The organism is Citrobacter sp. wls717 (assembly GCF_005280955.1).
In the GTDB taxonomy this organism is placed as follows: domain Bacteria; phylum Pseudomonadota; class Gammaproteobacteria; order Enterobacterales; family Enterobacteriaceae; genus Citrobacter; species Citrobacter werkmanii.
This window is the reverse complement of the sequence record NZ_SZWW01000014.1, coordinates 57,865-76,821: the sequence shown is the minus strand read 5'-3', so window position 1 is coordinate 76,821 and position 18,957 is coordinate 57,865. Positions and strand designations below refer to the sequence as shown.

Sequence of the window (18,957 nt, the reverse complement as noted above, 5' to 3'; positions counted from 1 at the left end):
ACATCGCATATGGCTTTTATTCAACGAGCCAGGCCTCCGCACGTGTTTTCACTGCGCGACCCCATTGACTAAACGGAGGAAAACACGATGCTGGCTCACTTCTTTATTTTCCGTCCTGTGTTCTCCGCGGTCATTGCTATTTGCATCGTTTCTGCTGGTATCCTGGCTCTTTTAACACTGCCTGTTGAGCAGTATCCGGATATTGCGCCACCGGGGGTGAACGTTACGGCAAACTACCCAGGCGCTTCTGCGCAAAACGTTGAGGACAGCGTAACGCAGCTACTTGAACAGCAAATAAAAGGAATTGATGGTCTGCTTTATTTTTCTTCAACCAGCAGTTCAGCTGGCCAGTCCCGTATTAGCCTTAGTTTTGAACAAGGTATCAATCCCGATATAGCCCAGGTCCAGGTACAAAATGCTGTAAACCAGGCTATGACACGGCTACCGCAGGAAGTGCAACAACAGGGACTTTCTGTGACTAAATCACAGGGAGATAGCCTGATGGTTATCTCCTTATATGACCAGAACGACCGTTTAACCAGTGTCGATATCAGCGACTTCCTTATCAACACGTTGCAGGAGCCCTTAAGTAGAGTTAAGGGGGTGGGAGAAACAACAGTTTTTGGTGCGCAATATGCTATGCGGATTTGGCTCAACCCACATCAGCTCAATAATTATGGTTTGATGCCCTCTGATGTACAAACGGCTATCGAGGCACAAAATTCGCAAGTTACCAGCGGAGAAATTGGCTCTCTTCCTTCTCTCAATGATCAGTATCTGAATGCGACGGTGACCGCCCAGTCCCGCCTGGAAACATCGACGCAATTTGAAAGTATCATTCTTCGGACAAATAATGATGGCTCAGCTGTATATTTGCGAGATGTTGCTCGAGTCGAACTCGGGGCTGAAAACTATCAGAATCTGACCACACTTAATGGTCATCCTGCGGCTGGAATATCTATTCAACTCGCATCCGGAGCTAATGCTCTGGAAACTGCTGAAAAGGTTCGCGCTGAAGTTAACAGATTAAAAGATCGATTTCCGCAAGGCATTGTAGTTGCCTATCCTCGTGACAGTACTCCGTTTGTGACGGTGTCCATCACAAATGTTGTGCAGACGCTGATTGAAGCGATCGTTTTTGTTGTGGTGGTAATGTATCTGTTCTTACAAAACTGGAGAGCCACATTAATTCCCTCATTGACGGTGCCTGTCGTATTATTGGGCACATTCGGCATCCTCAGCCTGCTAGGGTATAGCATCAATACCTTAACACTTTTTGCCATGGTGCTTGCCATTGGGTTACTTGTCGACGACGCGATTGTCGTGGTTGAGAATGTCGAACGAGTAATGGAAGAAGAACATCTCGAGCCGCTGCAGGCTACGCTAAACTCCATGCGGGAAATAACCGGTGCATTAATAGGTATCGCGCTGGTCTTATCCGCAGTTTTTATTCCAGTTGCGTTTTTTGGTGGCTCAGTCGGCATTATTTACCGCCAGTTCACGGTCACCATTGTTTCTGCTATGGTGCTTTCCGTGCTGGTTGCACTGACTTTAACCCCTACATTGTGCGCTCATTTGCTTAAAAGCCGAAATGAGAATAAAGGGAAATTCTTCACTCATTTCAACAGGTATGTCGAAAAAAGCCAGCATCGTTATATTAATGTGCTCGCGCAAATATCAGCACGCCCTGTGAGAATCATTATTCTCGCTTTTCTGATGTCGATGTTCATGGTTTGGCAATATCAAAAACTCGCGACCAGTTTTCTTCCGGAGGAGGATCAGGGGGCAATATCAATCCAGTTCACTCTTCCTCCAGGGGCGCCAATGTCAATGACTCAGAGGGTTGGAGATGAAATCACACGCTATTTCATGACGCGGGAGAATGCCAATCTTAACGCTATATTTACTGTCGCTGGACGAAATAACGCAGGTAGCGGGCAAAATGTGGGAATGTCCGTTGCTGAGTTAAAGCACTGGGACGAACGTCAGGGGGAAACTAACAGCGCTCAGGCTATTATCGCAAGAGCTAATCAATATTTTAATCAAACGTCTCAGAACGCCTCTGTCAGCATTGTATCGCCACCCACAGTTCGGGGGCTAGGACAATCCAGCGGGTTCGAATTATGGCTTCAGGACATTTCAGACCGCGGTTACCACAGTCTTAATCAGGCGCAAACAATGTTACTTACGGCTGCCAGAGAAAACCAAAATCTGAGCGCTGTGCGAATGAACAGCCTGGCCGAGAAGGCGTTGCTGCAGGTAGATATTGACAGACAAAAAGCACAAGCTCACGGCCTTGAACAGGCGGATATCAACGAAACGCTTTCTGCTGCATGGGGAGGGATTTACGTTAATGACTTTATTGACCGTGGCCGTGTAAAAAGGGTTTATATACAAGGTGATGCGCCATGGCGTTCACTACCTGAAAACTTATCCTCCTGGTTTGTACGTAACAGTAGCGATAATATGACCTCATTCGCCAGTTTTGCTTCCTTCCGCTGGACTACTGGTCCACAAATGCTTCAGCGATTCAATGGATTACCTGCTGTGCAATTTCAAGGAGACGCAGCTCCGGGAATAAGTTCTGGGGCAGCAATGGCTGAAATGGCCCGGCTGATAGCGCCAATTGAAGGATTTGATCTGCAGTGGAGCGGGATATCATGGCAGGAACAGGCTTCATCGGCACAGACACTATGGGTATATCTTGCCTCCGTTGCGTTCGTATTTTTATGTCTGGCTGCTTTATATGAAAGCTGGTCTGTGCCCATTGCTGTGCTGCTGATTATCCCACTTGGGGTTCTCGGCGCAGTGAGCGCAGCCTTGATCGCCGGATTTGAAAATGATGTCTACTTCCAGGTGGGTATACTCACAACGATGGGGCTCTCAGCAAAAAATGCAATTCTCATTATTGAATTTGCTCTGGCGCAAATCCGCAAGGGTAAACCTTTGATTCAGGCTGCTTTTGAAGGAGCAAGATTACGCTTACGTCCTGTCATCATGACGTCTCTGGCATTTGTTGTTGGTGTTATCCCTCTGGTACTCTCTACTGGCGCAGGGGCCTCCAGCCAAAAAGAGATTGGAACTTCGGTAATCGGCGGTATGCTCACAGGCACGTTACTGACGCTGCTCTTTGTCCCAATATTTTTTATTCTCATTCAGCAGGGAATCTCGAGACTGAAAAAAGGCAAACGTAAGGAATGCAATAATGGTTAATCAACGCGGGCGGCCAATGAAGTCCCGTCCTCGCATTTTACAAACGGCATGTGAGCTGTTTCTCAAGCATGGCATTGACGTGTCTCTTGATACTATTGCCAGTGAAGCAGGGACAACGCGGCCGACACTTTACAGCCATTTTCCAGGGGGAAAGGATGCTCTCCTGCTGGCGACGTTTGAATTTCTGAATGACAAAATGCAGCCGCCTTTACGCCAGTTGCTCCAGGAGCAACTGGATTTTCCCGATCTCCTGAGAGGGTTTGCCCGGGTTGTACAGAATCATTTCTATACTCCGGAGAATATCCATTTCCAGCGTTTATTGATTCAAGTGCTGGTTCAAAAGCCCGATTTACATGTCATGCTGGAGCAAAGAAACTCTGGACGCGTTTTGCAGGCGTTGACGGAAATTCTGGAACAGAAAAATAATGAAGGAATAGTAACGCTAGATGATCCTGAATTACAGGCTACGGCTTTCCTCGGGGCCATTATGGGTTATCTCCTTCCTGGTGCAATAATTGCGCAAAAAGCAGTTGATCCCCATAAACTTGAGAAACTGGCTGAATGTTCAGTGGCAACGTTTCTGTCTGCCTGGAAATTTAAGCAGGGATGATCGTTGTGTCCCAGCATTGAGACGCTATACGAAATGCCTGAGTGGATGACGTCGCCTGCGCCAATGATCATCCTTTCCAGAATCAACCCCTGCTGTTCACTTCCCTCACTGACTGGTAAAGTATGTGGTGTGGATACATTCCGCCATTCAGTAAATGGATAGCAGGGGCTCGAGTATGTAAGTTTCTCTCGCTATCCTTTAATATTATTGAGTTTTATGTAAAACGACTCGGGGTGCCCTTCTTTGTGAAGGCTGAGAAATACCCGTACCACCTGATCTGGATAATGCCAGCGTAGGGAAGTCTGACACTGCTCGTGTCCCTTCTTCGCGCGGGCAGGAGCTGAACCATGCAGCCTGACCTGCACAGCCGCGCGCTCGCGGCCCATGCCTTACACCACTTTAGAACGCTTTCCCCCCTCACGCACTGTATGACCAATGAGGTCGTGCAAAACTTTACCGCCAATACGCTGCTGGCGTTAGGCGCATCACCTGCGATGGTGGTTGAACCTGAAGAAGCCAGCCAGTTTGCGGCTATCGCCAGCGCATTGCTGGTTAACGTCGGCACGCTTACCCTGGAGCGGGCCACGGCGATGCGCGCCGCCGTTGAGCAGGCGCTTCTTGCTAAAACCCCCTGGACACTCGATCCCGTTGCCGTGGGCGCTCTTGAGTTTCGCCGCCGCTTCTGTCTGGATTTACTGTCGCTACAGCCAGCCGTAATTCGCGGTAATGCCTCGGAAATACTGGCGCTGGCAGGAATGAACGGCGGGGGGCGTGGCGTGGACACGACCGATACGCCAGCCGCTGCGCTCGGCGCGGCCCAGGAGCTGGCCCGTCAGGTAGAGACCATCGTCGTGGTGACCGGCGAAGTGGACTATGTTACCGATGGCCTGCGCACCGTCTGCGTGAATGGCGGCGATCCGTTGATGACGCGCGTGGTCGGCACCGGATGTGCGCTATCTGCGGTCGTTGCGGCCAGTTGCGCACTGCCCGGTGACCGGCTTGATAACGTCGCCTCCGCCTGTAGCTGGATGAAACAGGCCGGACAAATCGCCACGCAACAATCGACCGGGCCGGGCAGTTTTGTCCCGGTATTTCTCGACGCCCTCTATAACCTGAACGCGCAGGAGCAAGCATGAAACGGATTAACGCATTAACGATTGCCGGAACCGATCCCAGTGGTGGCGCGGGTATTCAGGCCGATTTAAAAACGTTCTCCGCGCTTGGCGCTTACGGCTGTTCGGTGATCACGGCGTTGGTGGCGCAAAATACGCGAGGGGTGCAGTCGGTGTATCGCATTGAACCTGACTTTGTCGCTGCGCAACTGGACTCGGTGTTCAGCGATGTACGTATCGACACCACCAAAATCGGCATGCTGGCGGAAGCGGATATTGTTGAAGCGGTCGCCGAACGTTTGCACCGCCATCGGGTGCAAAATGTGGTGCTGGATACGGTAATGCTGGCGAAAAGCGGCGATCCGTTACTGTCGCCTGCGGCGGTAGAAACGCTGCGTACCCGTTTGCTGCCGCAGGTTTCAATTATCACCCCAAATTTGCCGGAGGCCGCGGCATTGCTCGGCGCATCGCATGCGCAAACGGAACAGGAGATGTTAGAACAGGGAAGGGCGCTGCGAGCGCTGGGCTGTGAGGCGGTGCTGATGAAAGGCGGTCATCTGGAGGATGCGCAAAGCCCGGACTGGCTGTTTACCCGTGACGGCGAACAGCGTTTTACTGCGCCCCGTGTTATCACTAAAAATACCCACGGTACCGGTTGTACGCTGTCCGCAGCGCTGGCGGCGCTGCGTCCACGGCATAACAACTGGGCTGATACGGTACAGGAAGCCAAGCTGTGGCTTTCAGCTGCGCTGGCACAAGCCGACACCCTTGAAGTCGGGCAGGGAATAGGTCCGGTGCATCATTTCCACGCGTGGTGGTAATGAGTATACTGGCAGCAGAAACGTCTGCCTGGAAAAAGATAAATGGAACAAGCGCATACCCAGCTTATCGCGCAACTGAATGAACGCATTGCAGCGGCAGATAACACGCCGCTGTATATGAAATTTGCGCAAACGGTGAAAAACGCTGTGCGCAGCGGGATCCTTGAGCATGGCAATATCCTGCCCGGCGAGCGCGATCTCAGTCAGTTGACCGGCGTGTCGCGAATTACGGTACGCAAGGCGATGCAGGCCCTGGAGGAAGAAGGCGTGGTGACACGCGCCCGCGGTTACGGGACGCAGATCAACAACATCTTCGAGTATTCGCTTAAAGAAGCGCGGGGTTTTTCGCAGCAGGTCGTTTTACGCGGTAAAAAACCAGATACGCTGTGGGTCAACAAGCGCATTGTGCCTTGTCCGGAAGAGGTAGCGCAGCAGTTGGCTGTTGCCGCCGGGAGTGACGTTTTTCTGCTCAAGCGTATTCGCTATGTCGATGAAGACGCCGTTTCTATTGAAGAGTCATGGGTGCCGGTCCAACTAATCCATGATGTGGATGCCATCGGCGTTTCGCTGTACGACTATTTTCGCAGCCAGCATATCTTCCCGCAGCGCACGCGCTCACGCGTCAGCGCCCGGATGCCTGACGCAGAGTTCCAGGCACACATTCAAATGGACAGCAAAGTGCCGGTGCTGGTGATCAAGCAGGTAGCGCTTGACCAGCAGCAACGGCCCATTGAATACAGCATCAGCTATTGCCGAAGCGATCTATACGTCTTTGTGTGCGAGGAGTAACGCCTCTCGCGAGGGGGCGCAATCGCCGCCGCGATGCCCGACTACCCAGGAAGCCACCGCATTGCCCAGCAGTACCGCATCAGCCAGCGGCCAGCCTGACGCCAGTCCGGCCAGCATGCCGCCGGCGTGGCTGTCGCCCGCGCCAATGGTATCCACGACGGTCGTCTTAAATGCTGGTACGCAACCGGATGTTTGCGCGCTGAAATACCACGCGCCGTCTTTATCGTGGCGTATCACCACCGGCGCGGCGAAACGGCGTACCCACTCTGCGCCAAAACCCTCTACATCCTGGCTTAATGCAAACCGCTCGGCGGCAATTTCGGCCTCCTGTCGATTGAGTGATACCAGTGGTCGGCAGGCCATGATTCGCGCCATTAAGGCGTCTGAAATATCGCCGATTCGCGGACCAAAATCGATAAACGGCGTCACGTCTTCCAGACCTTCCAGCCACTGGACCAGCAGCTCGCCACATGGAGAGGCTAACTGATAGCCTGACAGATAGACCAGGCTGTTACGCGGGATGTTCAGTCGCGCCAACCAGTCGGTGTTCCACTGGTTTTCGACGCCGCTAAAAGACATAAAGGTTCGTTCGCCATCCGGTTCCACCAGCGCCAGACACCAACCGTTATCGCCTTCTGCGTTGTCGATCAGGCTATGCAATCCCTCTTTTGCCATCCGGTTGCGGATAATATCGGCCCATACCCCCTGACCCAGCGGTAGCGCATTGCTGGCGCTGATACCTAAACGCCTGAGCGCAACGGCAATATTGAGCGCGCAGCCGCCAATGTTAACGCCTTGCTGCTTAAGCTCGATATCACATCCGCGCCAGGGGAGGGCATACGCATCGGCAATGACATCAATGACCGCTGCCCCCACCACCGTAACCGGCCTGTGTGAACCTAACTGCGGGAGAAGTTGTTGCAGACGCGTGGTGCTGTTCATAGCGCCTCCCGTTGTCCGCGCAGTCGCAGTAATCCATTGGCGTAGCGGTTAAAGTCCAGCTGATTTACCGCATCCAGTTCCTGTTTCAATGCCGGGTCAATCGCGCTTACGCCATGTAACGCACCGCAAATAGCGGTCGCCATTGCCCCGATGGTGTCGGTATCGCCCCCAAGATTCGCGCACAGAATGGCGCAGCGGTTAGGATCGGTCTGCGCCAGTTCGACCATTGCGATGGCGCAGGGCACGGACTCAATGGTGCTGGTTCCGGCCCCAACGACCTGGTATAACTGCTCGCTGGCGGACTCTATACCATCGGCATGACGGACGATTTTCAGCGCCAGTTCAAGACGGGCAGAGAGCGAGGCGCTAAAGGTGGTGATCCGTTTTTGCTGCGCATGTCGGGCAATGGCAGGCAGCGCGTCGACGATCTCCGACCATTTTCCTCCGTCGATAGCACGCGACACCGCCCATGCGATGACGACAGCGCCGGCGATAGCCAGATCCGATTTATGCGTCGGGCTGGAGGCCAGTGCGACGTCATCAATAAAGGTATCGAGATCGCGCGCGGGCAGCAGACATCCCAGCGGCGAAACGCGCATTGCCGCTCCGTTAGTGACGCCATTATTTTCCAGTTCGGCAACAGGTTTGCCGTTGCGAATGGCATTTAGCGCAATTTTTGACGTTGGACCAAGCACGTTTTTATTAAAGGCATCGAAACGTTCGGCCCAGGCCAGAATATTGCGGCCAATAACGTCTGGAACTATCTTTCCATCACATTCAAGCAAGGCATCAGCCAGACACAGGGCCATGGATGTGTCATCGGTAAACTCCGCCTGGTTAAAATAACAGGCGGCATTATTCTCCGCAGGTCCAGGCAAAAAACGGTCGATCCAACCGAAGTGTGCTTTAACCCGGGTTCTTGGCCACAGTTCAGACGGCATGCCCATCGCATCCCCTAACGCCTGCCCATAAAGAGCACCGAGAATACGTTCTGCTTTCATTTCACTTCCCCTTGTTTCAACGCTTCATCGCGATCGTCCACCTGAATGGCGGTAATTTCTTTATCTGATTCGCGAAAGAAAATCATAAACAGCACGGCAATGACGGCGATCATGATCGCGCCAAATCCCCACATGCCCGCCCAGTTGAAGGTGAGACCATTAATCGGTTCCTTATAGGCAAACATTTTTTCCATCATTACGCCGCCCAGGCGATAACCCAGCAGGCTGCCGAATCCCTGACAGCAGAGCGTGATAAGGCCTTGCGCTGCGGTGCGCATGTGTACCGGCGCTTTTTTATCGACATAGATATAGGCCGTAACGTAGTAGAAGTCGTAACTGACGCCATGTAGCAGAATGCCGAGAAAAAGCAGGGCATAAGTGAAATATTCTTCCGCACCGCCGTAAACGAAGAATCCGTAGCGGATAGCCGCAGTAATAAGACCAAGCAGTAATACCTTTTTAATGCCAAAGCGTTTGGTGAAGAACGGCAGCGCCAGCATAAAGAAGATTTCAGAGAACTGGCCCAGCGTCATCCAACCGGTCGCATTTTTCATCCCCACTTCTGTCAGATAACCGTTGGCGAAGATGTAATAAAATGCCAGCGGCATGGCAAACAGGAATGAGCAACAGAAAAAGACGAGGAAGTTCTTATCCCGCAGCAGGATCAGCGCATCCAGCCCCAGCATGACTTTGAAATCCATCTTGCCGGTACTTTTCGGCGGCGTATCCGGTAAAAAGAACGCAAAAACGCCTAACAGCGCGGAACTTCCGGCCGTAACAAGCAGGGGGATATTGGTGGGGGAAATATCGCTATAGCCGAGCATTTGCGGCAAGAAGCCGCAGGCCAAACCAGACGCAATCCAGCCAATGGTGCCCATCACGCGAATGCGTGGGAAATCACGTTCCACGTCCGGTACGTTGGCAAAAGCGATACTGTTGGTTAACGCAATTGTCGGCATATAGGTCAGTGAATAGGCCAGTAACAGCGGGAAGAATCCGCTAAAGGTGGTTTGCTGCGCGGCGAAGTACATCAGGATAGCGCCGACAAACATCAATACGGCGAGGACTTTTTGCGCCGAGAAGAAACGGTCAGTGATAGAGCCGACCAGAATCGGCGACAGGATCGCAGCAATGGCGGTACAGGCGTACGACCAACCAATTTCACCCGCGGTAAAGCCACTTTTGCTGAGCCACAGCCAAAGCGGGACAAACCAGGCGCCCCAGATAAACCACTCAACAAACATCATGAACGACAGCTTAACTGTAGTTTTCATCTTTAAATCCTTCATGACAGGTAAGGTACGCGTTGATAGTACCACTTGATAATACCTTTAAAATACCTTTGCGGTCTAAATTTGACCGCCTTAACATTATTTCTTCCTGAATCGTTCCAGCGGAAATCGCTGAAAAGTGCGCTAAAGATGGAAAAAAAGCGCAGTCGGTACCAGGCTTATTGCTGCCCGCAAAAAAGCGGGTCAGGATAATTCACATTCCGATTATTAATCGGAACTTACGGGAGCATAGCTATGACTGATATTGCGCAGTTGCTTGGCAAAGATGCCGACAGCCTTTTACAGCATCGTTGTATGACCATTCCTTCTGACCAACTTTACCTGCCAGGACATGATTACGTTGATCGCGTAATGGTTGATAACAACCGTCCCCCAGCCGTACTGCGTAATATGCAGACGCTGTATAACACGGGGCGCCTGGCTGGAACAGGGTACCTGTCGATTCTTCCGGTGGACCAGGGCGTGGAGCACTCCGCTGGGGCATCGTTTGCGGCTAACCCGTTGTACTTTGATCCAAAGAATATCGTGGAACTGGCAATCGAAGCAGGGTGTAACTGCGTGGCATCGACCTATGGCGTGCTGGCTTCTGTTTCCCGCCGTTACGCGCACCGTATTCCGTTCCTTGTGAAGATTAACCACAACGAAACGCTCAGTTATCCCAATACGTTTGACCAGACGTTATATGCCAGCGTCGAGCAGGCGTTCAATATGGGCGCGGTGGCGGTCGGGGCGACTATTTATTTCGGTTCTGAGGAGTCTCGACGTCAGATTGAAGAGATTTCCGCCGCGTTTGAGCGTGCCCATGAGTTGGGTATGGTCACCGTACTGTGGGCTTATCTGCGTAACTCCGCGTTTAAGAAAGACGGGGTGGATTATCATGTCTCCGCCGATCTCACCGGTCAGGCTAACCATCTGGCTGCCACTATTGGGGCGGATATTGTGAAGCAGAAAATGGCGGAAAATAACGGCGGATACAAAGCCGTTAACTTTGGCTACACCGACGATCGCGTCTACAACAAGCTGACCAGCGACAACCCGATTGACCTGGTACGTTATCAGTTGGCGAACTGCTATATGGGGCGCGCCGGATTAATTAACTCTGGCGGCGCTGCCGGTGGAGAAACCGATCTGAGCGATGCGGTACGTACGGCAGTCATTAATAAACGCGCTGGCGGTATGGGGCTGATCCTTGGACGCAAAGCATTCAAGAAAACCATGGCCGACGGCGTTAAGCTGATTAACGCCGTGCAGGATGTTTATCTGGACAGCAAAGTCACCATTGCCTGATTGCGGCGGGGTGCCGTTTTGTTAGCGCAACAACGGGCAACCCGGCGGCAATCTGCAACGTAGCGCCGCGGGCAGGATTTCAATATGAAACTCCTGTCCGCTGAGCGGTTCGCCATCAAGATTAAAGGTAATTTCGTGTGGGGCGCGGATATCAAACCACGATGAAGCGCCATCAATGATATTAGGGTTGTCTTCAGATTGCGTTAACGCTGAAAGCAGGCCGGGCAACAACTCCTCGCCAGTAAAAATGCGTAGTTGCAGCAATCCGTCGTTAATCAGCGCCGTCGGGCAAAGCTGTTGTCCACCACCGGCCTGGCGGCCATTACCAATCCCAATCACCAGCGCTTTGCCCTGCCAGTGAAAATCTTCTCCACGGATGTCGCAGACGTCGGGCTTGAGCGTATCCATGCGCATTAAACCGTGAATAAAATACGATACGCCGCCCAGCGCGGCTTTGAGTTTTTCTGGCGTTTCGGTGGTGATACGAGTGCCGAAGCCGCCGGTCGCCATGTTGATAAAACAGGTTTTATCATTGACCTGCACCATATCGATCTCTGTCGCATTTCCGGCGATAGCCAGTTTTAACGCTTTATCCAATGCTTCAGGAATACCCACGCTGGTGGCAAAGTCATTCGCCGTTCCCAACGGTAAAATACCCAGGGCGGGAACATTGCCGCCCTGCGACTGGATTAGCGCTGTCGAGACTTCGTTGATCGTGCCATCGCCGCCGCCGGCAATCACCGTTGCAACGCCTAATCGACGCGCTTCATCCACGTAACGTTGAGCGTCGCCTTTTTCCCAGGTGACGCGTACATGAATTTCCACGCCCTCATCGCGAAGTTGCGCAATAGTTTCACGCAGAGGGAGATTATCAGCACTTTTTCCATTGAGGATCAGCAAGCTGGCAGGAAACGCTATCATCCTTATGCCTCATTCTTTATCGTTTTAATTAGTGTATGCCATGAATGCATTTCTGGCGTAAGAACTGACTGAAAGCGCAGGCGAAGAGATAAAAAAAGCCGCGGTTGCGGCTTTTCAGATTGAGCGGAAATTACTGCGGGAACCACTGATCGCTGATTTTTTGGTAGGTGCCGTCCGCTTTGATGGCGGCCAGTGCGTTATTCAGTTTTTCCAGCAGGGCTTTGTTATCCGGGCGAACCGCAATGCCAAGACCGGTACCGAAGTATTGTGGGTCGGTCACTTTGTCGGTAGCCACGCCTAACTGCGGGTTAGTTTTCAGCCACTCGTTAACGACGGCGGTATCGCCAAATACGCCATCAATACGGCCATTTTTCAGGTCGATAATTGCATTCTGATAGCTGTCATAGGCCACGGTTTTCACTTCAGGATGTTTGTCCTGCAGGTATTTCTGGTGTGTGGTGCCGTTTTCCATACCGATGCGTTTTCCTTTCAGATCGGCAAAGGTTTTATAGGCGTCTTTCTTGGCAATAACCAGCGCGGAGTTAGCATAGTAAGGCTGTGTGAACGCAACCTGTTTGCTACGTTCAGGCGTGATATCCATTCCGGAAATCACTGCATCATATTTTTTGAATTTCAGCGCGGGGATCAGGCTGTCGAAAGCATGATTGGTAAAAGTACATTCCGCCTGCATTTGTTTGCACAGCGCCGTTGCCAGGTCAATGTCAAAACCGACAATTTTGTTGCTCGCGTCCAGCGATTCAAATGGCGGATAAGTCGCTGATACACCAAAGCTAATTTTATCAGCGGCTGAGGCGCCAGCGGCGAAAGTAGCCAGTAATGCGGCCAGTACTAACTTTTTCATGGTGGAACTCCCGTCTGTCAATCTTATGATGATTTACCGTGTCTGCGGCGTGAATTAACAATGCCATCTAATGAATTTATATGCAATAAAAATGATTAAGTATTTTATCGATATAAAAAAAGACGGGCGGTTGTTAGACTTGCCCGTCTTTTATATTTCGCTTTATGCAGTTATCGGCTTAATTCCGGTGTTCAAACGCCAGCGCTTTACGTTCGATTAAGCGCATCATCAGCGTCAGCAAACCGTTGACGATCAGGTAAATCACGCCCGCCGCGCCGAAGACCATGACGTCATAAGTGCGACCATACAGCAGTTGGCTGTAGCCCATGACTTCCATCAGCGTGATGGTGTAAGCCAGTGAGGTACTTTTAAACACCAGCACCACTTCGTTGGAATACGAGGAGAGGGCGCGTTTAAAGGCGTATGGCAACAGAATCGCCAGCGTATCCTTTTTGCTCATCCCTAATGCACCGCATGACTGCCACTGACCTTCCGGGATGGCGCGGATAGCGCCGTAGAACAGCTGCGTGGTGTAAGCCGCACTGTTTAACGACAGCGCAATTAACGCGCACAGCCACGGTTCGGAGAGCAGATGCCACAGTACCGGATATTCCTGCAGCGTCGGGAACTGTCCTGGCCCGTAGTAGATCAGGAAGATTTGCACCAGCAACGGCGTACCGGTAAACAGCGTGATATAGGCGCGGACCAGCCAGACCAGGACCGGCGTTTTTAGCGTCAGGATGACGGTAAAAATCAGCGCCAGCACCAGAGCAACCACGATGGAGGCGACCGTCAGCGTCAGGCTGGTATGCAGCCCTTTCAACAATTCAGGTAAATACTCAAGCATCAGCCTGGTCTCCGCTCAAAACGTGTCGCGCGCAGGTCAATGCGTTTGAGAATGTACTGACTCACCAACGTAATCACCAGGTAAATAGCCGCCGCCACAATGTACCAGGTAAATGGCTCCTGGGTACGCGTGGCAATGCTTTTGGTTTGCAGCATCAAATCGTTCACGCTGATCAGGCTGACCAGCGCGGTATCTTTCAGCAATACCAGCCACTGGTTACCCAGCCCCGGCAGAGCGTGACGCCACATCTGCGGCATCACCAGACGAAAGAAGATCGCGGCTTTAGACAAACCCAACGCCTGACCGGATTCCCATTGTCCGAGTGGCACGGCCTTCAGCGCGCCACGCAGCGTTTGCGACGCATAGGCGGCGTACAGCAAAGACAGCGCAATCACACCGCACAGGAACGGGCTGACGTCGAAGTTTTCGATCTGCATCTGTACCGGGATTTCTACAAACCCGAGATTAATCGTAAAACCATCGGCCAGCGTCAGCAGCAGTTGCGAGGAGCCGAAATAGATAAACAGAACCACCAGAATTTCTGGTAACCCGCGCAGAATGGTGACCAGCGCAGAACCTGCCCATGCCACTGGACGCCATTTTACGGACTCCCAGACGGCAAAAAACATGGCAAGCGCAAGGCCGATGATCAGCGCACAAACCGCAAGGCCGACGGTCATCCCGGCGGCGCTTGCTAACGGAAAAAATTCATTCATCAAATATTACTTCTGGAACCATTTGTTGTAGATGGTCTCGTAAGTCCCATCTTTCTTCACTTTTTCCAGCGCAGTGTTAAATTTCTGCTGCAGCTCAGTGTTGCCCTGACGCACCGCGATGCCCAGACCTGTACCGAAGTAATCTTTATCCGTCACTTTGTCGCCAACAGCGGCCAGTTTTGGATTGTCTTTCAGCCATTCGGTTACCACTGCGGTATCACCGAAGACGCCGTCAATGCGACCGTTTTGCAGATCGAGCTTGGCATTCTGGTAGCTGTCATACGGTACGGTGGTCACTTCCGGATGCTTATCCATGATGAATTTCTGGTGCGTCGTCCCGTTTTGTACGCCAACCTTTTTGCCTTTCAGCTGATCAATGCTGGTGTATTTACCCTGCTGGCCAACAAACAGCGCAGAATTGTCGTAGTAAGGGGTGGTAAACAGGACCTGTTTTTCACGCTCAGGCGTGATGTCCATACCGGCCATCACCGCGTCAAAACGACGGAACTTCAGGCTCGGGATCAGGCTGTCGAAGGCCTGATTGGTGAAGGTACAGGTGGCGTCAATCTCTTTACACAGCGCGTTCGCCAGATCAACGTCAAAACCGACGATCTTGTTATTCGCATCAATAGATTCAAACGGAGGATAAGACGCTTCGGTGGCGAAACGAATGGTTTGGGCTGCGGTAGCGGAAAGGCTAAAACCTGCGATTAGCGCGGCAATCAGAACTTTTTTCATTGTATTGTCCCGAATCTTAGTGAGAGAGATAGTTTTTAAATGCTTCGGTTTGCGGGTTAGCAAAGCAGCTCGCATCCCCAAACTCGACGATATGACCGTTTTCCATATACACCACACGACTGGCCGTTTTACGAGCAACTTCCACTTCGTGGGTGACGATCACCTGAGTAATGTTGGTTTCCGCCAGCTCACGAATGATGCTGACGATTTGCGCGGTAATTTCCGGATCAAGCGCGGCGGTCGGTTCATCAAACAGCAGCACCTGCGGTTCCATCATTAATGCGCGGGCAATGGCCACACGCTGCTGCTGGCCGCCGGAGAGATGCAACGGATAACGATCGCTGTAGGGCTTCAGACGCAGACGTTCGAGCAGTTTCTCGGCGCGCGCCATTGCTTGCTCTTTTGTCAGACCGAGCACACGGCAGGGCGCTTCAATCAGGTTCTGCACAACCGTGAGATGCGGCCAAAGATTATATTGCTGAAAAACCATACCCACGTTCTGGCGCAGATCGCGAATAGCTTTATCTGACGGAGTTTTCGTAAAGTCGAAACGGTTACCCGCAATAGAGAGCGTGCCCGAGCGCGGCATCTCAAGCAGGTTGAGTACGCGCAGTAGCGAGCTTTTCCCGGCTCCACTAGGGCCAAGTAACACCAGTGTTTCACCCTGAGGGCAATCCAGCGTGATATCGAACAGCGCCTGATGTGCGCCGTAGAAGCAGTTAATGCCGTTTAATTGAATACTCATTGACACTCGTATGCTGGCAGTCTGATAGCTATTGAAGCCGCAGATACTACCTTTGACAGAATAGTTATGCAATATTTATGCGTTAAAAGTTAAATGCAAACCGCATTCTTATCTAAACATAGCACAAAATAGCGGGGCCACCAGCGGGCAAGAATAATTGTCGGCATTCTATGCAGAATGCCGGACAATTTATGGGGGTTATGATGCGGGCGGGTGAATGGGGGGGACTAGCGGTTTTCCACAGACTGGCGCAGCGTCCCGGCTGGCGCGTGTACGCTGCCGCCCAGATAGCGGACGTCGTCTACTACCCAGCACTGGCCTTCGCGGATCATCAGCACTTCGTCACGCCAGCTCTGATCGCCCTGTTTCAGCTCTACGCGCAGCGGAATGTTGCGTGCATCACTATTCGGAATGGTCGATGCGCTGGCGACGCTGGCGCTATCCGGTAACGTGGCGCGGCTGGAGAAAGGATCGCTGTTAAACAGGTCGCGATGCGTGTTATCGCGGCTGGCATCGGTCAGCAGTTTCGCCAGATTGTCGCTGAGGTACGGGCGAAGGGCGGTAATGTCGTTGTCACGATGCTGAATACGGTAATCATAGAATTGTTGAGCCACGCTGTCTGGCCCACCTTCTACGCATGCACCGCTACGAGAGCCGTTATCTTTATAAACCGGGGTCACGGTAGTACAGGCGCTGAGAAGTAGTGCACATGGAACCAGCAGTGAGAGTTTCGAGTAGCGCATAATGATTTCCTTATTAGCTTTCTACTATTAGTGTTCTACGTTGATAGAATATATCCTTTCAATGATAGTGGATCGGTTCGATAATGCTTTTGAGATCGTGCTCTTAGCGCAAAAAGGAGATTAATCATGCAGTTTTCAACTACCCCAACGCTTGAAGGGCAGAGCATCGTGGAATACTGCGGTGTGGTGACGGGCGAAGCGATTTTAGGCGCGAATATCTTCCGCGATTTCTTCGCCGGCATTCGCGATATTGTCGGCGGCCGCTCCGGCGCGTATGAAAAAGAGTTGCGTAAAGCGCGCGAAATTGCTTTTCAGGAGCTGGGTGAGCAGGCGAAAGCGCTGGGTGCTGATGCGGTCGTCGGTATCGACATTGATTACGAAACCGTGGGTAAAGATGGCAGCATGTTGATGGTGAGCGTCAGCGGTACTGCGGTGAAAACTCGCCGATGAAGCGTCTGTTGTGGCTGCTGGCATTGACGCTGCTGCTGGCGGGCTGTGCTGGCGAAAAAGGGATTGTCGATAAAGACGGATATCAGTTGGATACCCGCCGTCAGGCGCAGGCCGCTTACCCGCGCATTAAAGTGCTGGTTATCCATTACACGGCCGATGATTTTGACGCTTCACTGGCTACGCTGACCGATAAAAACGTCAGTTCGCACTATCTGATCCCGGCTGTGCCGCCGCTTTATCACGGCAAGCCGCGTATCTGGCAACTGGTGCCGGAAAACGATCTGGCCTGGCATGCCGGGATTAGCTTCTGGCGCGGCGCGACGCGGATTAACGATACCTCGATTGGCATTGAGCTGGAAAACCGCGGCTGGCAAAAATCGGCGGGAACGAAATATTTTGCCCCGTTTGAGCCAGCGCAGATTCAGGCGTTGATCCCACTGGCGAAGGACATTATTGCTCGCTACGACATCAAGCCGCAAAACGTGGTGGCTCATGCGGACGTCGCACCGCAGCGTAAGGACGATCCTGGCCCATTGTTTCCATGGAAACAGCTGGCTGCACAGGGAATCGGCGCATGGCCTGATGCTCAGCGCGTGGCGTTTTATCTCAACGGGAGAGCGCCGTCTACACCGGTAGACACTGCATCGTTACTCGATCTGCTGTCGCGCTATGGTTATGAGGTGAAACCCGAAATGACGCCGCGTGAACAGCAGCGAGTGATTATGGCATTCCAGATGCACTTCCGCCCGACGTTGTGGAACGGCGTGGCGGATGCAGAAACGCAGGCGATTGCGGAGGCCTTGCTGGAGAAATACGGGCAGGGTTAACGCGGCAGCTTACCGTGGTCGCGCAGCCAGGCCGCGGTACGCTCAATCCCTTCATCCAGCGTGACGATGGGCTGGTAACCTAACTCTTCCTGAGCGCGGGTGGTATCCAGCGTAAAGTCAAAATTCAGCTTCGAGACGCCGTAGTGCGTAAGCTTTGGCTCTTTCGCCGATTTATTGCCCAGACGCTCCATGCTGCGAGCAATCATGTCCAGCATCGGGTAGGGCACCGAGCGGATTCGGCAATCAATATTCAACTCGTCGATCAGCTTCTGCACGATACTGCGCAGCGTTCGATGCTCGCCGTTAGTAATGTTGTATGCGCGGCCTGACGGCAGGTTATCGCAAGCTTCCTGGCTTACCAGCCACATTGCGTGTACCGCGTTCTCATAATAGGTCATATCCACCAACGCACTTCCACCGTGCGGCAACAGGATGCTGCCGTAGTGGTACATCATGTGGGCCAGACGGGGGATAAAAACTTTATCGTGAGGTCCGAACAGACTTTGTGGACGCAATACCGTGAAGCGGGTCTGCGGGTTAGCCTGCGCGAGCAGCGCAATCACATCTTCACCAGCCGCTTTACTGCGGGCGAATTCATTGGCGAAGCGATGTGGTCGGAAGTCCTCTTTGATATCCCGATGATGGTGATAGTCAAAATAGAGTGACGGAGAGGAGATATGGATAAAGTTACGTACGCCCCAGGCAACGGCCCATTCGCCCAGACGGCGGGTAGCACGAACGTTGGCCAGATCGAAGGCTTCCTGCGTTCCCCACGGCGAGGTAAAACTGGAGCAGTGCCACAGCGTGTCGATACCTGCGAGCATGACCTTTGCCTGCGAAGAGACCAGTTCGGTCAAATCCGCATGCACAAATTCTGCGCCCATTTTCTCCAGCAGCTTGCCCATCGCTTCGTTGCGACCGGTGGCTCTGACGCTGACGCCTTTGCTGCATAGAAACTCAACCGCATTTCGGCCCAAGCCGCTGGTGGCTCCGGTAACCAGTACCTTCATATCAATCCACTGTGTTTAAAAAACGTCGTGC

At 52.5% G+C, this 18,957-nt stretch carries 19 protein-coding genes and 1 riboswitch; of the genes, 8 read left to right on the top strand and 11 right to left on the bottom strand.

Annotated elements, in window-relative coordinates; translation table 11 throughout:
• Window positions 1–87 precede the first annotated feature (87 nt).
• The 5 genes from FDX09_RS09785 (at window position 88) to FDX09_RS09765 (ending at window position 6,545) form a co-directional block, all read left to right on the top strand.
• On the top strand, window positions 88–3,213 hold the full coding sequence (locus FDX09_RS09785) for an efflux RND transporter permease subunit (protein WP_137347125.1): 3,126 nt from the start codon (window positions 88–90) through the stop codon (window positions 3,211–3,213).
• The gene (locus FDX09_RS09780) at window positions 3,206–3,823 is read left to right on the top strand and encodes a TetR/AcrR family transcriptional regulator (protein WP_038641918.1); all 618 of its coding nucleotides are present in this window, start codon (window positions 3,206–3,208) and stop codon (window positions 3,821–3,823) included. The genes FDX09_RS09785 and FDX09_RS09780 overlap by 8 nt, the downstream gene beginning before the upstream one ends.
• 219 nt (window positions 3,824–4,042) lie before the next feature.
• Window positions 4,043–4,139, top strand: a riboswitch (TPP riboswitch).
• Window positions 4,140–4,170: 31 nt separating this feature from the next.
• The gene (thiM, locus tag FDX09_RS09775; RefSeq protein ID WP_087855933.1) at window positions 4,171–4,959 is read left to right on the top strand and encodes a hydroxyethylthiazole kinase; all 789 of its coding nucleotides are present in this window, start codon (window positions 4,171–4,173) and stop codon (window positions 4,957–4,959) included.
• Entirely contained in the window at window positions 4,956–5,756 is an 801-nt protein-coding gene (gene thiD / locus FDX09_RS09770; protein ID WP_087855934.1) for a bifunctional hydroxymethylpyrimidine kinase/phosphomethylpyrimidine kinase, read from the top strand. The genes thiM and thiD overlap by 4 nt, the downstream gene beginning before the upstream one ends.
• Before the next feature lie 42 nt (window positions 5,757–5,798).
• Window positions 5,799–6,545 carry a GntR family transcriptional regulator gene (locus FDX09_RS09765; RefSeq protein WP_085047898.1) on the top strand — a complete coding sequence of 249 codons (747 nt, stop codon included), beginning with the start codon at window positions 5,799–5,801 and terminating at the stop codon, window positions 6,543–6,545.
• On the opposite strand, the gene FDX09_RS09760 is transcribed toward FDX09_RS09765, so the two are convergent.
• From FDX09_RS09760 to FDX09_RS09750, 3 genes are read right to left on the bottom strand one after another with little or no spacing between them, the layout of a single operon-like run.
• Complete coding sequence (locus FDX09_RS09760) at window positions 6,519–7,487, bottom strand: PfkB family carbohydrate kinase (protein ID WP_121529273.1); 969 nt, start codon at window positions 7,485–7,487, stop codon at window positions 6,519–6,521. The two genes, FDX09_RS09765 and FDX09_RS09760, sit on opposite strands and share 27 nt — an antisense overlap.
• Window positions 7,484–8,488, bottom strand: coding sequence for an ADP-ribosylglycohydrolase family protein (locus FDX09_RS09755; RefSeq protein WP_069323467.1), 1,005 nt, complete (start codon window positions 8,486–8,488; stop codon window positions 7,484–7,486). The genes FDX09_RS09760 and FDX09_RS09755 overlap by 4 nt, the downstream gene beginning before the upstream one ends.
• On the bottom strand, window positions 8,485–9,762 hold the full coding sequence (locus tag FDX09_RS09750; RefSeq protein ID WP_121529272.1) for a nucleoside permease: 1,278 nt from the start codon (window positions 9,760–9,762) through the stop codon (window positions 8,485–8,487). The genes FDX09_RS09755 and FDX09_RS09750 overlap by 4 nt, the downstream gene beginning before the upstream one ends.
• A gap of 252 nt (window positions 9,763–10,014) precedes the next feature.
• Between FDX09_RS09750 and fbaB the strand changes: the two genes are divergently transcribed.
• Window positions 10,015–11,067 (top strand): class I fructose-bisphosphate aldolase, encoded by a 1,053-nt coding sequence (gene fbaB, locus FDX09_RS09745; protein ID WP_038641899.1) that lies wholly within the window; start codon window positions 10,015–10,017, stop codon window positions 11,065–11,067.
• A gap of 21 nt (window positions 11,068–11,088) precedes the next feature.
• On the opposite strand, the gene yegS is transcribed toward fbaB, so the two are convergent.
• The 7 genes from yegS to FDX09_RS09710 all read right to left on the bottom strand — a co-directional run bounded on the left by yegS (window position 11,089) and on the right by FDX09_RS09710 (window position 16,639).
• Window positions 11,089–11,988, bottom strand: a complete 900-nt coding sequence (gene yegS / locus FDX09_RS09740; protein WP_038641896.1) for a lipid kinase YegS — start codon at window positions 11,986–11,988, stop codon at window positions 11,089–11,091.
• 130 nt (window positions 11,989–12,118) lie between these two features.
• Window positions 12,119–12,850, bottom strand: a complete 732-nt coding sequence (gene artJ, locus FDX09_RS09735; RefSeq protein WP_061382043.1) for an arginine ABC transporter substrate-binding protein ArtJ — start codon at window positions 12,848–12,850, stop codon at window positions 12,119–12,121.
• Between the two features lie 178 nt (window positions 12,851–13,028).
• On the bottom strand, window positions 13,029–13,697 hold the full coding sequence (artM, locus tag FDX09_RS09730) for an arginine ABC transporter permease ArtM (protein WP_003844364.1): 669 nt from the start codon (window positions 13,695–13,697) through the stop codon (window positions 13,029–13,031).
• Window positions 13,697–14,413 (bottom strand): arginine ABC transporter permease ArtQ, encoded by a 717-nt coding sequence (gene artQ / locus FDX09_RS09725; RefSeq protein ID WP_038641891.1) that lies wholly within the window; start codon window positions 14,411–14,413, stop codon window positions 13,697–13,699. The genes artM and artQ overlap by 1 nt, the downstream gene beginning before the upstream one ends.
• A gap of 6 nt (window positions 14,414–14,419) precedes the next feature.
• Window positions 14,420–15,151: an arginine ABC transporter substrate-binding protein ArtI gene (gene artI, locus FDX09_RS09720; protein ID WP_038641889.1), complete on the bottom strand. Its 732-nt coding sequence runs from the start codon at window positions 15,149–15,151 to the stop codon at window positions 14,420–14,422.
• A 16-nt stretch (window positions 15,152–15,167) separates the two neighbouring features.
• The gene (gene artP / locus FDX09_RS09715) at window positions 15,168–15,896 is read right to left on the bottom strand and encodes an arginine ABC transporter ATP-binding protein ArtP (protein WP_003027295.1); all 729 of its coding nucleotides are present in this window, start codon (window positions 15,894–15,896) and stop codon (window positions 15,168–15,170) included.
• Window positions 15,897–16,123: 227 nt separating this feature from the next.
• Entirely contained in the window at window positions 16,124–16,639 is a 516-nt protein-coding gene (locus FDX09_RS09710; protein WP_121529270.1) for a lipoprotein, read from the bottom strand.
• A gap of 126 nt (window positions 16,640–16,765) precedes the next feature.
• Here FDX09_RS09710 and FDX09_RS09705 point away from each other — a divergent pair, with 126 nt between their 5' ends.
• On the top strand, window positions 16,766–17,089 hold the full coding sequence (locus tag FDX09_RS09705) for a heavy metal-binding domain-containing protein (RefSeq protein ID WP_001160725.1): 324 nt from the start codon (window positions 16,766–16,768) through the stop codon (window positions 17,087–17,089).
• Entirely contained in the window at window positions 17,086–17,916 is an 831-nt protein-coding gene (locus tag FDX09_RS09700; protein ID WP_085047901.1) for an N-acetylmuramoyl-L-alanine amidase, read from the top strand. Before FDX09_RS09705 ends, FDX09_RS09700 begins: the two co-directional genes overlap by 4 nt.
• Here FDX09_RS09700 and FDX09_RS09695 read toward each other — a convergent pair.
• A complete protein-coding gene (locus FDX09_RS09695; protein ID WP_038641874.1) occupies window positions 17,913–18,926 on the bottom strand; it encodes an NAD(P)-dependent oxidoreductase in 1,014 nt (337 codons plus the stop codon). The two genes, FDX09_RS09700 and FDX09_RS09695, sit on opposite strands and share 4 nt — an antisense overlap.
• Between the last annotated feature and the right edge of the window lie 31 nt (window positions 18,927–18,957).

What these genes read in the sequence shown, in the direction of transcription:
- artM (WP_003844364.1), bottom strand. Translation starts at nt 13,697, where the DNA reads ATGCTTGAGTATTTACCTGAATTGTTGAAAGGGCTGCATACCAGCCTG.
- thiM (WP_087855933.1), top strand. Translation starts at nt 4,171, where the DNA reads ATGCAGCCTGACCTGCACAGCCGCGCGCTCGCGGCCCATGCCTTACAC.
- fbaB (WP_038641899.1), top strand. Translation starts at nt 10,015, where the DNA reads ATGACTGATATTGCGCAGTTGCTTGGCAAAGATGCCGACAGCCTTTTA.
- FDX09_RS09760 (WP_121529273.1), bottom strand. Translation starts at nt 7,487, where the DNA reads ATGAACAGCACCACGCGTCTGCAACAACTTCTCCCGCAGTTAGGTTCA.
- FDX09_RS09705 (WP_001160725.1), top strand. Translation starts at nt 16,766, where the DNA reads ATGCAGTTTTCAACTACCCCAACGCTTGAAGGGCAGAGCATCGTGGAA.
- artJ (WP_061382043.1), bottom strand. Translation starts at nt 12,850, where the DNA reads ATGAAAAAGTTAGTACTGGCCGCATTACTGGCTACTTTCGCCGCTGGC.
- FDX09_RS09780 (WP_038641918.1), top strand. Translation starts at nt 3,206, where the DNA reads ATGGTTAATCAACGCGGGCGGCCAATGAAGTCCCGTCCTCGCATTTTA.
- FDX09_RS09750 (WP_121529272.1), bottom strand. Translation starts at nt 9,762, where the DNA reads ATGAAAACTACAGTTAAGCTGTCGTTCATGATGTTTGTTGAGTGGTTT.
- yegS (WP_038641896.1), bottom strand. Translation starts at nt 11,988, where the DNA reads ATGATAGCGTTTCCTGCCAGCTTGCTGATCCTCAATGGAAAAAGTGCT.
- artI (WP_038641889.1), bottom strand. Translation starts at nt 15,151, where the DNA reads ATGAAAAAAGTTCTGATTGCCGCGCTAATCGCAGGTTTTAGCCTTTCC.
- FDX09_RS09695 (WP_038641874.1), bottom strand. Translation starts at nt 18,926, where the DNA reads ATGAAGGTACTGGTTACCGGAGCCACCAGCGGCTTGGGCCGAAATGCG.
- FDX09_RS09785 (WP_137347125.1), top strand. Translation starts at nt 88, where the DNA reads ATGCTGGCTCACTTCTTTATTTTCCGTCCTGTGTTCTCCGCGGTCATT.
- FDX09_RS09755 (WP_069323467.1), bottom strand. Translation starts at nt 8,488, where the DNA reads ATGAAAGCAGAACGTATTCTCGGTGCTCTTTATGGGCAGGCGTTAGGG.
- thiD (WP_087855934.1), top strand. Translation starts at nt 4,956, where the DNA reads ATGAAACGGATTAACGCATTAACGATTGCCGGAACCGATCCCAGTGGT.
- artQ (WP_038641891.1), bottom strand. Translation starts at nt 14,413, where the DNA reads ATGAATGAATTTTTTCCGTTAGCAAGCGCCGCCGGGATGACCGTCGGC.
- FDX09_RS09710 (WP_121529270.1), bottom strand. Translation starts at nt 16,639, where the DNA reads ATGCGCTACTCGAAACTCTCACTGCTGGTTCCATGTGCACTACTTCTC.
- FDX09_RS09765 (WP_085047898.1), top strand. Translation starts at nt 5,799, where the DNA reads ATGGAACAAGCGCATACCCAGCTTATCGCGCAACTGAATGAACGCATT.
- FDX09_RS09700 (WP_085047901.1), top strand. Translation starts at nt 17,086, where the DNA reads ATGAAGCGTCTGTTGTGGCTGCTGGCATTGACGCTGCTGCTGGCGGGC.
- artP (WP_003027295.1), bottom strand. Translation starts at nt 15,896, where the DNA reads ATGAGTATTCAATTAAACGGCATTAACTGCTTCTACGGCGCACATCAG.